At 67.1% G+C, this 14121-nt stretch carries 13 protein-coding genes and 2 pseudogenes; 8 read left to right on the top strand and 7 right to left on the bottom strand.

Annotated elements, in window-relative coordinates:
• Positions 1-36: 36 nt before the first annotated feature.
• Positions 37-900: a GNAT family N-acetyltransferase gene (locus QH470_RS15880; protein ID WP_280273133.1), complete on the bottom strand. Its 864-nt coding sequence runs from the start codon at positions 898-900 to the stop codon at positions 37-39.
• Between the two features lie 109 nt (positions 901-1009).
• Positions 1010-2140, bottom strand: a complete 1131-nt coding sequence (gene ispG, locus QH470_RS15875) for a flavodoxin-dependent (E)-4-hydroxy-3-methylbut-2-enyl-diphosphate synthase (RefSeq protein WP_425302680.1) — start codon at positions 2138-2140, stop codon at positions 1010-1012.
• A 465-nt stretch (positions 2141-2605) separates the two neighbouring features.
• On the opposite strand from ispG, the gene QH470_RS15870 reads away from it, so the two are divergent.
• From QH470_RS15870 to QH470_RS38445, 3 genes and pseudogenes are all read left to right on the top strand, one after another.
• Positions 2606-3115, top strand: a complete 510-nt coding sequence (locus QH470_RS15870) for a YbaB/EbfC family nucleoid-associated protein (protein WP_280273131.1) — start codon at positions 2606-2608, stop codon at positions 3113-3115.
• A 97-nt stretch (positions 3116-3212) separates the two neighbouring features.
• Positions 3213-3515, top strand: a complete 303-nt coding sequence (locus QH470_RS15865) for a WXG100 family type VII secretion target (protein ID WP_280273130.1) — start codon at positions 3213-3215, stop codon at positions 3513-3515.
• 3 nt (positions 3516-3518) lie between these two features.
• Positions 3519-3908: pseudogene (locus QH470_RS38445) on the top strand (WXG100-like domain-containing protein); the annotation flags it as partial.
• On the opposite strand, the gene QH470_RS15860 reads toward QH470_RS38445, so the two are convergent.
• Together QH470_RS15860 and QH470_RS15855 are read right to left on the bottom strand one after the other, a co-directional pair.
• On the bottom strand, positions 3798-4076 hold the full coding sequence (locus QH470_RS15860; RefSeq protein ID WP_280273129.1) for a hypothetical protein: 279 nt from the start codon (positions 4074-4076) through the stop codon (positions 3798-3800). The pseudogene QH470_RS38445 and the gene QH470_RS15860 overlap by 111 nt on opposite strands.
• 168 nt (positions 4077-4244) lie before the next feature.
• Positions 4245-4418, bottom strand: coding sequence for a hypothetical protein (locus tag QH470_RS15855; protein WP_280273128.1), 174 nt, complete (start codon positions 4416-4418; stop codon positions 4245-4247).
• A gap of 1681 nt (positions 4419-6099) precedes the next feature.
• Here QH470_RS15855 and QH470_RS15850 point away from each other — a divergent pair.
• From QH470_RS15850 to QH470_RS15835, 4 genes and pseudogenes are all read left to right on the top strand, one after another.
• Positions 6100-6333, top strand: coding sequence for a hypothetical protein (locus tag QH470_RS15850; RefSeq protein WP_280273127.1), 234 nt, complete (start codon positions 6100-6102; stop codon positions 6331-6333).
• A gap of 1487 nt (positions 6334-7820) precedes the next feature.
• Complete coding sequence (locus QH470_RS15845; RefSeq protein WP_280273126.1) at positions 7821-8582, top strand: hypothetical protein; 762 nt, start codon at positions 7821-7823, stop codon at positions 8580-8582.
• A complete protein-coding gene (locus QH470_RS15840; protein ID WP_280273125.1) occupies positions 8549-9985 on the top strand; it encodes an ADP-ribosylglycohydrolase family protein in 1437 nt (478 codons plus the stop codon). The genes QH470_RS15845 and QH470_RS15840 overlap by 34 nt, the downstream gene beginning before the upstream one ends.
• Positions 9986-10015: 30 nt before the next feature.
• A pseudogene (locus tag QH470_RS15835) lies at positions 10016-10510 on the top strand (endonuclease V); the annotation flags it as partial.
• Between the two features lie 33 nt (positions 10511-10543).
• Here QH470_RS15835 and cynS read toward each other — a convergent pair.
• The 3 genes from cynS to dxr all read right to left on the bottom strand — a co-directional run bounded on the left by cynS (position 10544) and on the right by dxr (position 13497).
• Complete coding sequence (gene cynS / locus QH470_RS15830) at positions 10544-10984, bottom strand: cyanase (protein WP_280273124.1); 441 nt, start codon at positions 10982-10984, stop codon at positions 10544-10546.
• Positions 10985-11115: 131 nt separating this feature from the next.
• Positions 11116-12336, bottom strand: a complete 1221-nt coding sequence (locus tag QH470_RS15825) for a M50 family metallopeptidase (RefSeq protein ID WP_280273123.1) — start codon at positions 12334-12336, stop codon at positions 11116-11118.
• A gap of 21 nt (positions 12337-12357) precedes the next feature.
• A complete protein-coding gene (gene dxr, locus QH470_RS15820; RefSeq protein WP_280273122.1) occupies positions 12358-13497 on the bottom strand; it encodes a 1-deoxy-D-xylulose-5-phosphate reductoisomerase in 1140 nt (379 codons plus the stop codon).
• 131 nt (positions 13498-13628) lie between these two features.
• Here dxr and QH470_RS15815 point away from each other — a divergent pair, with 131 nt between their 5' ends.
• Positions 13629-13910 carry a DUF2631 domain-containing protein gene (locus tag QH470_RS15815; RefSeq protein ID WP_280273121.1) on the top strand — a complete coding sequence of 94 codons (282 nt, stop codon included), beginning with the start codon at positions 13629-13631 and terminating at the stop codon, positions 13908-13910.
• The last annotated feature ends 211 nt before the right edge of the window (positions 13911-14121 follow it).

Below are 14121 nucleotides of genomic sequence, written 5' to 3'. Positions count from 1 at the left end.
GGCGACACGACGCGGGCGCTCGCGCGATTTCCGGCCTCAGTCGACGAGAACCGTTGCGAACGTAGCGACCTGGCGGAATCCGACGTTGGCGTAGGCGCGCCGGGCAGCCTCGTTGTAGCAGTTGACATACAGGCTCGCGGTGCGGCCGGAGGCGACCACCGCGTTGGCCACCGCCGCGGTACCCGAGGTGCCCAGGCCGCGGCCGCGCCACTCCGGGTGCACCCACACGCCCTGAATCTGCCCGGTGCGCCGCGATATCGCACCCACCTCGGCCTTGTAGACGACCACGCCGTCCTCGAAGCGGGCCCAGGCCCGGCCCGCCTGGATCAGGCTCGCCACCCGGCGGCGGTAACTGCGCCCGCCGTCGCCCGCGCGCGGGTCGACGCCGATCTCCTCGGTGAACATCGCGATCGCGGCGACCAGGTAACGGTCCAGTTCGTCGGCCCGCACCCGCCGCACCCGCGGATCGGCCACGGCGTAGGCGGGGCCGTCGAGCGCGAGCAGCGGCTGGTCGGCCCGCAGGTCACGGGCCGGTCCCCAGCGGTCGGCCAGCATCTCCCACAGCGGCAGCGCCAGCTCCTGCCGACCCACCACCGACGAGCACAATCGTGGCCAGCGCGCCGCACGCTCGGCGAAGGCACGCAGATCGTCGGGCCCGCCGCGCAGCGGCACCAGGTTCGCGCCCGAGAAGCACAGCGACTCGGCCGGGCCGCCGCGACTCCACAGTTCGCCCTGTCCACCCCGGGTGTCCAGGCCGTACTCCTGCAGTCGCGCGGCGACCATACAGCTGGCCACCGGATCGGTGTCCAGTACTTCTTGCACCAGTGCCAGATCGCGATTCGCGAGCTGGCGGGCACCGGAGGTCCTCGTCCGGCGGCTCGGCTCCAGCACACTCCGCACGTTCACAGCCTGCCACGAACGCCGCGAACACGCTGCTGTTTGACCATCGCGAGCGATGAACCGCGCACGGCGACGCCCGATCTCACGCACGCACCTCGCTCACCCGGGACTAACCGACGGTGACCACCGGCTCGCCCGTACCGGACTCGCCCATCGACTCGGCGATGCGCATCGCCTCCTCGATCAGCGTCTCCACGATCTGATGTTCGGGCACGGTCTTGATGACCTCACCCTTCACGAAGATCTGACCCTTGCCGTTGCCCGAGGCGACGCCCAGGTCGGCCTCGCGGGCCTCGCCCGGACCGTTGACCACACAGCCCATGACCGCCACCCGCAGCGGGACCTCCATCCCCTCCAGCCCCGCGGTGACCTCGTTGGCCAAGGTGTACACGTCGACCTGGGCGCGGCCGCAGGACGGGCACGAGACGATCTCCAGCTTGCGCGGGCGCAGGTTCAGCGACTGCAGGATCTGGTTGCCGACCTTCACCTCCTCGACCGGCGGCGCCGACAGCGAAACCCGGATGGTGTCGCCGATGCCCTGGCTCAGCAGCGCGCCGAAGGCCGTCGCCGACTTGATGGTGCCCTGGAACGCCGGACCGGCCTCGGTGACGCCCAGGTGCAGCGGATAGTCGCACCGCGCGGCGAGCTGCCGGTAGGCCTCCACCATGATCACCGGGTCGTTGTGCTTCACCGAGATCTTGATGTCGCCGAAGCCGTGCTCCTCGAACAGGCTCGCCTCCCACAGCGCCGACTCCACCAGCGCCTCCGGCGTCGCCTTGCCGTACTTCTCCAGCATTCGCTTGTCCAGCGAGCCCGCGTTGACGCCGATGCGGATCGGGATGCCCGCGGCGCCGGCCGCCTTCGCGACCTCCTTGACGCGGCCGTCGAATTCCTTGATGTTGCCCGGGTTCACGCGGACGGCCGCGCAGCCCGCGTCGATCGCGGCGAAGATGTAGCGCGGCTGGAAGTGGATGTCGGCGATCACCGGGATCGGGGATTTCTTGGTGATCGCGGACAGCGCGTCGGCGTCCTCCTGGCGCGGGCAGGCCACCCGCACGATGTCGCAGCCGGACGCGGTCAGCTCCGCGATCTGCTGCAGGGTCGTATTCACGTCGTGGGTTTTGGTGGTCGTCATCGACTGCACCGACACCGGGAAATCACTGCCCACCCCGACCTTGCCCACCTGTAGCTGACGGGTCTTACGGCGGGGTGCGAGAACCGCCGCGGGCGCGGACGGCATACCCAATGTGATGGCACCGCTCACGGCCGTGCCTCGCTGACTGTCGGCGCAGCCTGTCGCGCTGCGTCGTCGATTCGCTCGCTGCGCTCGCTCACGTTCAGTTGCCTACTTTCGTGTGTGCTCACCGTTTCGGGGCCGAGTCTAGTGGTGTTGCCGGACCAGACGCTGTGAGAGCACCTACAACGACCGGTCGTGAGAAACGTCGTTGTCCATCCGGTATTCGTCGCGGTCCGGGGATCGGTGCAGTGTAAGTTGCTCGACCGGTCGGTCCCGGGCGTGTCGAACCTGGTCGGGCGGCCCGCGTCCGGTGTACGAAGTTCCCCCTCGGGCGTGCCGCAAATCTCGTCCGGAAATCTCGTCCGGGTTGCCCTGGATGTCCGGCCGATGGTGGAATCGGACCGAAGAGGGAACCGACCGCCGTCCCGCCGCGTCGGATCTGGCAGGGAACCGAATGGGGGAGGTGGCATGACCGATAGCGAGCGGGAAGCGATGCGCGCCCGCAACGAGGAGCTGCGCGTCCAAGTGGACTCCATGCTCGAGACCTACGAGCAGCAGCGACGTGAATTGGCCGACCTGCAGACGCGACTGGCGTCGACCACGGGGGAGGCTTGGTCGTCGGACAACCTGGTGCGGGTGGTCAGCAACGTGTCGGGTGTACCGCTCGAGGTGCACCTGGTTCCCGAGGCGTTCAAGCGCTCCACACCGGAGAAACTGGGCCGCTCGATCGCCGAGGCCGCGCAGTCCGCCGCGCAGTCCGCGACCGAGCTGTCGCAGCAGGCTGTCGCGCCGATCGAGGAATTGGCAGGCGAACTGCCCGATCTTTCCGACATCCTCCCGGGCGCCCCGAGCATCAAGGATCTGGTGCGGTCGCTGCTGCCCGAGCCGACCTCGGCCACCCAGGCACCGCCGCCGATGGACGAGGAGGAGGAAGACGAGTATTTCCGCAACCGCTCCTACCTCGACGACCGTCGCTGACGCCGTGGCAGGAGAGCTGCTCGATATTCGCTGGAACTCGAGCGGGTTCGCCCGCGTCCAACCCTGATGAAGCACCCGACTACCCGGAGGAGCCGCTGTGGACCCGTTGCGCGTCGACCCGGCGGCGCTGCGCGCCACGCAGCCCCGCTTCACCGACGTCGCCACACGGGTGAAGAACGCACTGACCCTGTTGCAGGAGTCGATCACTGCCGAGGGTCGATGCTGGGGCGATGACGAGGTGGGCAAGGCCTTCGAGACGAACTACGTCGGGATCGACGAGCTGGTGCAGTCGGTGAACGGCTTGTCCTCGCTCTTGACCGGAATCGGTGAGAGCATGACGCAAACCGCCGACCTGCTTTCCGGTCAGGACGGCGCCAACGCCGGCGGACTCGTGGTCTGATCCATGGGTCTCGAGATACCGGATTCGCTGCAGTGGGTGGCGAAATATGTAGTCGGCGCGGGCGATTGGCCCGAAGGCGACGAGACGGCGATGCGGCGCCTCGCCGATTCCTGGGACGGACTCGCCGAGACACTCGGCACGGTCGGCGAGGACTCCGATGCGGTCGTGCGCGATGTGCTGACCGCGCTGTCGTCGGGTGAGTCCCACGACGCGGTCGCCACCATGTGGTCCGCGATCGGGGGCGACGAGGGCGCGCTACAGGAGCTGATCAAGCGGTGTGAATCACAAGCCGACACCCTCGACAAGGGCGCCCTCGACATCGAGCACACCAAGTTCACGATCATCGCGGCGATGATCATCCTGGCCGCCGAGCTGGCGGTCGCACTGGCGACATCGTGGACCGGGATCGGCGCCGCTGCGGGAGCTGCCGCCCGGGTGGCGACCCAGCTGGCGATCCGGTCGCTCGTGCGCGGCCTGATCCAGCGCATCCTGTCCCGGGCCATTGCGCGCGCGGCCGCGATAGGCGCACTCGCAGGTCTCGCGGAAGAGGGCGGCTCTCACCTCAGCGGCCTCCTGCTGCAAATGGCCCGGGGCGACCGCGAAGGGCTCACTGCCAAGGACTGGCAGTCGCTCGGTCTGGTCTCGTTCGCCGGAACGGTCGGCGGCGCTGTCGGCGGCGGCCTGGGCAGCGGGGGCGCGCTGAACAATGTGATGAACATCGACAGCAAGCTAGGCCGCATCGGCGCCGTAGCCGCCGCCGACAGCGTCGGGGGCGTCGCCGGCGATGTCGCGGGCCAAGCCGCCACCGTCCCGTTCGGCGGCAAGTTCGAGCTCGGCATAGAGAGCCTGACCTCCGGTGTGTCCACCTCCGTAGCCACCACCGCGGCCAGCGCCGGCCCGCACGGGCACCTCAATGGAATCAACACGGCCGGCGAGCACAACAGCGGAGAAACGCCCCCAGCCGATAACGACTCCGGCGCTGGAACGAACGATCCCGGGGCGAGCAACCTCGGCTCCGGCAAGAACGACCCCGGAGCAGGCAACCCGAGTCCCGGCACGAGCGACCCCGCAGCGAGCGACCCCAGTGCTGCCACGAACGATCCCGGCGCGACCACCAGCCCCGCGGCACACGATCCCGGCGAGAACAACTCGCCGAGCCCCACCCCCGCCGACACCGCAAGCCCCACCACACCACCGAAAACCACTGACACTCCGGCACTTTCCGACACCGGCACCTCCCCCGACACCAGCTATTCACACTCCCAGAACCCGAGCCCGCACGATCCCGGCGCCACCCCCGCCACCGACACCGGTACTCCCGCACAACCTCCGAGCCCGAACAACCCGGCTTCCCCCGACCCCGGCCCGACCGACACGGGCAACCCCTCGGCCGCCCCCCACGACAGCGGCAACCCGAACCCAACTGCCCCCGTACCCCAAGAAAACACCACGGGCACAACCAATCCCGACAACACCCCGCCCGCCTTCCAAGACACGGGCAACAACAACCCGGTCCCCCACGACCCCACTACCAACCCGCACGAATCGAGCGTTACCGGACCCCACACCCCGGACCCGACGACCACCACGCCACCACCCACCACCCCCGTCGACACAGCCCCTCCCGCTGAGACGCACACACCCTCGACCACCGATCCGGCCTCCGCTACGACAACGCCTGCTATGGGCACACCAGCCATGACAGGCCAGACCCCGCACCACACCAGCAACCCCGAGACCGCGCAGCGACCTGGCACAGCGACCCAACCCCCGGCAGCGGACGGTTCCGCCGCCGGCACTCCGGCTCCCCTCCGCCCCGAAACTGTCGCTCCCCCAACAAGTCCCGACACAAGCAACCGCCCGGACAAGAGCCGGCCCGAATCCACCCACCGGCCCGAATCCGGCCGGACCGACACGCCGCCGCGGCCGAACACCACACCCGATGCCGCTCGACCGACACCACCCCGCGCGGCCGCACCCCCACCTCGCCCGGCAACCCCGTCGCGGAACACAGCCGAAGGACACGGCCTTCCACACGGCGCGCGGCCGGATCAATTCGCCGACCATTCCGACGCTCCGACACACGACACCCACCGCGAACTCGTACAAACCGGCGGCGCGATCGGCCTCCACGAACCAACCCACGACGTGGAGTGGGCCGAAGGAGCATACGAACGCTTCCGATCCGACGACAGCGACATCGCAGACATCGCGGACAACCTCGCCCACCAACCACGCCGGAACGGCGGCACCGGCTTCACCCGCGCCGAGATCGAGCAGATCAAAAACCATCTCATGCGCGACAGACACCTGCTCACCGACTGGGCAGCCGGCGGACTCAAACTCGGACGCTTCGCACCCTCACGCTCCATCGCAGAAGCCTGGATCCGACTACGCTCCGGAAACCCACTGCCACAAGACATCACCCTCCTCGAACACGAACTCGCAGAATCCCAATACCTGCACAACAACCCACGCGCCACCGCCGAAGACGCACACAACGCGGCGAACCAGGAATTCGACTGGCAAGCCGACATACCCGCCCGCACCGGCGAAAGCTACGACACGCTGTGGAAGGACCACAATGGCACTGATGGTGTTCTACAACCTGATTCGGGACGACCTGAACGAGGTGGAGTACCGCTTCGGGGCGACGGAGAAGCTTCTGGACCGCCGCCTGATCATCGACAAACAGACGAATCAGATCCGGGACCCGGACAACAAGGGGGACGGCCTACCCATGGAGACGGCGGGCCACATCTTCCACCGGTTCCGCAAGGAAGGAACCTGGCCGACCAGGGGTCTGATCCAGGCGTAGAGAGCTCCAGCCTGGACCTCCCTCCACACCAACCCGGTTCAAGTGATACCTACGCAGACAACACACCTCGGTACACAAGCCTCGACTTCGGGCCCGACACACACCACCCACGCGCCCCGGAAAACGCCACTCCCTCTGTAGGACATCCCGACGACGTTCGCCCCGGGCCGGAACGTGCGAATACGCCTCCTGGACAACCGGCACGGTGGGACATGCCGCCCCGCTCTCCGACGCCACCACCCGCCCAGCCGAGCGGTCCGTTCGCGGGCCAGCCGCCGCCAGTCGGACCGCCCTGGGCGCATCAGAACCCCAACCATCACGCCGATGCCACACGACTGCCGGATTGGTGGCCCCCCGCCACCAGCGGACCAGCAGCGACCCCCGACAACAGTCCCACCACAAGACATCCCAGCGCGCCCGGCACCAGCGCCCCAGGCCGAGCCACGCCTGCTCCCGGTCATCCCTACCCGCAACCGCACCCTGCCCCCGGCGAACACCTCACCCGCGCCCCAGAGTCGAATCCTCCTGCGCGTCCTGCCCCACCACCACACACCTCCCAGCCCATCGCCGACCGACCATCGACACCACCGCCCGCCACACGGCCGAATGGCCCAGACAGGCAACCACGTGCCGGTCTCCCACCACATCCGACACCACCCCACATACCTCTCTACGGCGGATCCGCCGCCCGCACGGCGCCACCGAACGACCCCGGCACACCACCACGCGCGGGACTCCCACCACATCCGGCGCGACCGGACACAACCGGAATGCCGCACGCCCATACGCCCAGTCTCGATTCAGCACCGACGACACCAATCCCCCACGCGCGCCCACCGCGTCCGGGTCAGCCTTACGACTCCTCATCACAACCGCCGCGTTCTACCCGGCCCCACGACCCCACCACCCGACCGCCACAGCCGTCGAACCGCGCCCCGTACAGCGGCCACAGCACGGTCCCACCCCGCCCGGAGCCCCCGTCACATCCGGCTCGTCCGATCGACCCCCGTACGCCGAATCGGGCGACCCACAATCCGACGCATCCGTCGGAGAATCGCGGGCGCCCCGAGTACCGGGGTGAGCCGAATAGCGCGCCCGGGCAACGTCCCGAGCATCGGCCGCCGACGGATCACACGGGGACACCGCCGCGTGAAACCACCGGCCGGCCTCAGGAGCCACATCCGGTCGGCAACCGTGCGCCGGCGCCGGATCATGTACCCGGTTGGGACAATAGGCGTCCGGACTCGCCGTCCGACCATCCCTCGAGGCGGCCCGGGGCGGAGCCGCAGCGCAGACCGGAAAGCGCTCCACATCCAGAACGCCGGGCGACAGAGCCCGCCTATTCGCGTACACCGGAGCACGCTCCTGTAGAGCGTGGTCCCCAACGACCGGATCACGCAGAGGAGAGCCCGAACCGGACGGATCCCCCGCCGCCGACTGACACTCACGACGATCCGGCGCCGCCGGCGAAAGAGCCCCGGCCGAAGTTGAGGGATCTGTTCCCGCCGCATGGTTTGCCGGTCGACCCGGAGCGGCTGCTGCCGCTGCTGCGGCGGGCGATCGATGGAAAGTACGGCGGGCTGATTGCCCGGGTCACGGAGGTTAGCGGCAGTTCAGACGCGCTGAACGTGGCGATACAAATATTCGATATAAACGGAATCAAGGTAGGTGATGCTACACGCACCTACTATCACAATAATGGGCAGCTGATCGCCAATCACGCCAATCTCTTCTTGCAACGGCATGTCCGAGGCCAAGGGTTCGCCACCGAGTTCAACAATGAAATGTTCGGCTGGTACCGGGAATCGCACGTAGACCACGTGCTACTACGTGCCAATATCGACGTCGGAAGCTACGCATGGGCACTACAGGGATTCGACTTCCGTTTCCGAGCGGAAGCCGTCAGCAATATTAAGCCACGATTGGCCCGGGAAGTCAATGCGATGCTCCGAGAGGCCCATCAACTATATGCGGAGTTGAAATCAATTCCCGACGGACCGGAAAGGTCAGAGGGGGTAAAGCGGTATGAGCAACTCCTCGCGACAATCAACGAAGGAAGGGGAATTCTCGCTCGTTTCCACGAAGGCTCGACCGATTTCCCTACCGCCAGAGAGATTGCACAGCTCGGCAGGCCTGCCGATGCCCTTCCAGGGCAGTCGAAGGATTTGTCATGGCCAGGTAAGCGAGTATTCATGGAGAGCAAAGTTCCCATCTGGTGGCAGGCTATCAAGAGACTCGACGAGGAGTAACAGTGAGAGATCCCAGGATCGCTCCGAAGGGCTGGCCGGCAAAAGAGCGCAACAGAGTCGGCATCAAGATCGGCCATTGGCACGACGACTGGGCCAGGCGATGGCAGCATCGCGCAGAGTTTCGGCCGGAAGGCCGGACCGTCGAGGACAGCGACTACAACCAGCACTACGTCGATATCGATGCTCCCGTGGAGGCCGAACTGGACTACGGCTCGCGATCGGACGAGGTTGCCGGCAGCGTGCCGGGGGGAACGAGACGACTGCCGATGCCCACAGGAGCCGAGCGGCTCCGAGGAGCTCTGGTCGCCGCCGGCATCGGCGATGCGTTCGCGTACGCGCGGGACAATTTCGGTTTGACCTCGTACATCTGGCACGCGGGGGGAGCAATAGACACAGAGGAAAAGCTCGTCGACTATCTGCCCTCCTCATATATGCGCTCGACTTGGATCACCCAGCTGATGGGGCACACTGCCGAGGGATTAATGCGTGCTCTCAGCGGGAGACGCACCGGCCGGCCGGTCGAGCCGGTATCGGCAGTACAGCACGCGTTTCAACGCTGGCTCTTTCACATGAAGCAGGACTTCGTGAGCGAGGCCAGCGAGTGGCGCATCTACGGCGGCATTTACGCCCATGACGCCGGTGATCATGATTACCCCGACGGGCTTGCCGTGCAAGCGACCGAATTCATATCCAATCGTGATCCGGATCCCGCGATCCTCGACGCTCTACTCGGCTTCGCCTCGACCGGCGTCATCTCCAGTCCCGCTGACCCACGCAGCGAAGCCCGCGGTGCCGACGTCTTGGTCCGTGCCGCCCTCGCCGCGGTGTGGTCGGAAGACCTTTCGGAGACATTCGATCTCGCTGTCGCCCTCGCCGCCCTCACCCACCCGCACCCGGACGACTACCTCCCTGCGGCCACTCTGGCCGTCATCCTGCACCAGCAGCTCCGCGATCGACCGTTCCTGGATTGTCTCGCCGCCGGCTACAGCCAGGTGTCCCTCCGGCCAGGCCACGAAAAGACCCGTGCGGTAATCGATACCGTGGTCGGGTTGATCCGCGACGAGTGGACTCCCACCCAGGCCGACAACCTCCGCCAGTACTTCCCCAACGGCGGCGCCGACGGCGTCGAAGCCCTCGGCATCGCCCTCTATTCCGCCATGGTCAGCGATTACGTCCGCGAGGCGCTGCTCCTGGCATTGAATTACGCCACCCACCGCCCCCAGGTCGCCGCGGTGGCCGGCATGCTCATCGGCGCCGAGTACGGAATCCAGGCGGTTCCCAAGGCAATCAGCGACCCGATCTCATCCCTCCCCACCCTCGACGCCTTCGCCCAAGACCTCGCCACCGAACTCCGCGACGTCCTCACCGACGCGGAATGGCTCCGCCGCTACCCGCCCACGTAATCCCGATCGCACGGCTGATATGAACTCCTCATGACGGCTCCCGTCCAGGCGATCCGGACCGGTGTCGGAAGCCCGGTAGAACTGCCCACCACACCCGCAGCAGCTGTCGAGATGCAAGAAGGGTTGCGAACGTCGGTCGACACGACCGATCCCCGTCCTCCGAATTTCCGCACCGTCGCGGGACTCGACTCCGCCTACGACGACGCGGGTCATGTCGTCGCGGCCGTGGTGGTCCTCGATGCCGACACCCTCGAACCCGTCGACACCGCCACGGCCCGAGGCACAATCACCTTCCCCTACGTCCCCGGCCTACTCGCCTTCCGCGAGCTGCCCACCACCCTCGCCGCACTCGAAAAACTCGGCACCACACCGGATCTCCTGGTGTGCGACGGGCAGGGTATCGCGCACCCACGCCGTTTCGGACTGGCCTGCCACCTCGGATTGATCACGGGCCTGCCGACCATCGGCGTCGGCAAGAACGTGCTGGGCGAGTGCGACGAACCGCCGGCCGAACGCGGATCGGTCAGCGACATCACACTGCCATCGGTCGGAATCGACTCACCACTGATACGGCAGGAACTTCCCGTCCAGCGTCACCACCACCCGATCCCCGGCAGGATCCTCCACCCGCTTGACATCCATCCGGAAATTGATGGCGCTCATGATGCCGTCACCGAACTCCTCGTGGATGAGTTCTTTGATCGCGGGTCCATACACCTGCAGCACCTCGTAGAACCGGTAGATCGTCGGGTCGGTGGGCACGGGACTATCAAGCGCACCGCGCGTGGGTTGCGCCCGCAGCGCCGACTCCACTTCACCGTCGAGATCCAGCATCGCCGCAATGGTTTTCGCCGCCTCCGCGGGCACGGGATGCTGCCCGAGCAGCGCGGCCACGGTCCACGCCGGCGCCCGCCCGATTGCCTCGGCCAACTGTCCCCAAGTCAACCCGAGCCGCTGCTTGGCCGCCACCACAGCCCCCGCCGCATCCTTCTTCGTCACCACCGCGTCTCCCTAGCTCTCGGAACGCCGAAGAACGTTACAGCCCACACATTCCCGCCAAGTTAAATCCGGGACAACCGCTCGCAGATACCCGTTCGGTGGACTCGGTTCTCAGACGAGCACCGCTCCGGTCAGGGGAAGAGTTTGATGGGGTTCACGATGTCGGCAACGAGAGTGAGAATCATATAAGCCCCGCCGATTACCACGACCACGTAAGTCGCCGGAAGAAGTTTCATATAGTCGACGGGGGCGCCGGGCGGCAGGCCTTTGCGCCCGCGCAGGACATTGCGTACTTTCTCGTACAGCACGACCGCGATATGCCCGCCGTCCAGCGGTAGCAGGGGCAGGATGTTGAACGCCCCGAGGAAGAAGTTCAGGCTCGCCAGCACCAGCACGAATACGCCCCAGAGCCCACGCTCGGCGGTTTCGCCGCCGATCTTGCTGGCGCCGTACACGCTGACCGGAGTGTCCGCGTCCCGCTTACCTCCGGTGACCGCGTGCCACAGGTTCACGACCTTGGTCGGCATCTGCGCCAACGACTGGAAGGTCTTGGCGAACATCTCACCGGTGAACGAAATCGAGGCCGGAATCGCGGGCAGCAGACCGTATTTCGTCGGCGCATAGAAATCCTGGCCGACCCCGACCTTGCTGACGTACACCGGCTCGGTCACGCGCTCGTCCGAATCCGGCTTCAGCGGATACGTGGCCACACGCTCCGGCATCACCGAGATGTCGAGCTTCTGCCCGTCCCGCTCGACCGTGTAAAGGATAGGGCCGGACTGACTCTCGGTGATCTTGCGGAAATCGTTCCAGCTGTGCACCGGCACGCCGTTGATCGCCTTCACCAAATCGCCGCGCCGCAGACCGGCCACCTGAGCCGGGCCGTCGCCGGTACACGGCGCCGCGCTGCCGTCCGGATTCTGCGGCGCCACACATCCGGCCGGAATGATCTGCGTATCCGGCGGAGCGTCCAGCCTGGGCAGCCCCCATGCCACGGCCAGCAAGACGATCAGCAGGAAGCCGAGGAAGAAATTCATCAGGATGCCGCCGGACATCACCAGCAACCGCTTCCACGCGGCCTGCCGGTACATGGCCCGGTCCACATCTTCGGGCTCCAGCTCGTCGAGCGCGGTCATGCCCGCGATATCGCAGAAACCGCCGAGCGGCAACGCCTTGAGGCCGTATTCGGTCTCACCTCGGCGGAACGAGAAGATCTTCGGCCCGAACCCTACGAAATAGCGGCGCACCTTCATGCCGGTGGCTTGCGCCGTCCACATATGGCCGCATTCGTGCAGGGCCACCGACACCGTGATACCGAGGGCGAACAGCACGAACCCGATCGCGAACCCCATGCGGTTTCGAACCCTCCTGCGTCAGTTACCCACGTGCGTGCGCGCACGCTGCCTAGCCCACGCGTCGGCCGCGAGCACTTCGTCCAAGGTAGCGGGTTCCGCGCTCCACCGGTCGGCCGACTCGACCACCTGCGCCACCGTACGCACGATGTCGGGGAACCGGATCTGCCCGTCCAGGAACGCCTGCACCGCGATCTCGTTGGCCGCGTTGTAGACCGCCGTCACACTACCGCCAGCCTTCCCGGCCTGCCGGGCCAGCTCCACGGCGGGGAACACGACATTGTCCACCGGCTCGAATTCCCAGGTGAAGGCCTTGCCGAAGTCGAGCGGCGCGAGCACCCCGGGCACCCGGTCGGGCCAGCCCAGCGCCAGCGAGATCGGCAGCTTCATGTCGGGCGGGCTGGCCTGGGCGATGGTGGAACCGTCGGTGAACGTCGCCATCGAGTGCACGATCGACTGCGGGTGCACGGTGACGTCGATCTTGTCGTAGTCGATGCCGAACAGCATGTGCGCCTCGATCAGCTCCAGGCCCTTGTTCACCAGTGTCGCCGAGTTGAGGGTGTTCATCAGGCCCATCGACCAGGTGGGGTGCGCCTTGGCCTCCTCCGGGCGCACCGAGTCGAGCATCTCGGTGGTCCAGCCGCGGAAAGGTCCCCCGGAGGCGGTGAGCACCAGTCGGTCTACCTCGCTCTCGCGGCCGCTGCGCAGGCATTGGGCCATCGCCGAATGCTCCGAATCCACCGGCACGATCTGGCCGGGCGCGGCCGCGCGAGTCACCAACGAGCCGCCCGCGACCAGGGACTCCTTGTTCGCCAGCGCGAGCCGCCGACCGGACTCCAGGGTGGCCAGCGTCGGCTCCAGCCCCAGCGCTCCCACCAGCGCGTTGAGCACCACATCCGCTTCGGTGCGGCGGACCAGTTCGGTCACCGCGTCCGGACCCGCAAGCGCCACACCGAGTTTCGCGGCGGCGGCCGGGTCGGCGACGGCGACGTTGCCCGTGCCCGTGACCCGGATCTGCTCGGCCAGCAGCTCGGTATTGCCGCCACGCGCCGCCAGGCCGACCACCTGGAACCGCTCGGGGTCGGCCGCCATCACCTCCAGCGCCTGTGTGCCAATGGAACCGGTGCTACCGAGCAGCAGGACTCTCACGATGTCGGACACCCTTCCATTGTTCCCGATCAGCCGCCGCCGACACCCGCTCACCCCGCTGGCTACGACGGGCGGTCGTATGCCAACATAGTGACGAGAGTGCGCACAGGTTGTGCAACGAACTGGAACGGATGGGAGCGAACGTGGCCGCCACGGAACTGGAGCCCGCCAAGAGCACCGTCGTCACCAAGGTCGATCCCGCCGAGGTTCCGTCCGCGGCCTGGGGCTGGAGCGGCGAGTCGCGGCGCACCTTCCGCGCCGCCGGCTGGGTGGTCGTGGTAATCCTGCTGGCCATGCTGTTCGAGGGCCCGCAGGGCGCCTCGTCGGGCACGGGCAACATCGGCTACCTCTTCCTCATCGGTTTCGCCATCGCGCTCGCGGGTGTGCTGATCCGCGACTCGTTCCTGAAGAACAAGCCGCGCTAACGCCCCCGGCGGCGAGTCTGCTTGCCGCGGCCCGGATTCCTGCGTCGCGGGGGGCCCCCCGCCCCCGGGCGTTTTTTTTGCGGGTTGCTGGGGGGTGGCCTCGATCTTTGGCGCTTTTTGGTTGGGCGGCTTGCGGTCGGGTTTGTTTATCTCAACCCCGCCCACCCCGGGGTCGACCACCCGGCCGCCCATGTTCTCGTTGGTGTTGGTG

Source organism: Nocardia wallacei (assembly GCF_029868745.1).
In the GTDB taxonomy this organism is placed as follows: domain Bacteria; phylum Actinomycetota; class Actinomycetes; order Mycobacteriales; family Mycobacteriaceae; genus Nocardia; species Nocardia wallacei_B.
This window is presented reverse-complemented; position numbering and strand designations above follow the sequence as displayed.

Coding starts and splice junctions, on each gene's coding strand:
- ispG (WP_425302680.1), bottom strand. CDS start 2,140: ATGCCGTCCGCGCCCGCGGCGGTTCTCGCACCCCGCCGTAAGACCCGT.
- QH470_RS15870 (WP_280273131.1), top strand. CDS start 2,606: ATGACCGATAGCGAGCGGGAAGCGATGCGCGCCCGCAACGAGGAGCTG.
- QH470_RS15850 (WP_280273127.1), top strand. CDS start 6,100: ATGGCACTGATGGTGTTCTACAACCTGATTCGGGACGACCTGAACGAG.
- QH470_RS15825 (WP_280273123.1), bottom strand. CDS start 12,336: ATGGGGTTCGCGATCGGGTTCGTGCTGTTCGCCCTCGGTATCACGGTG.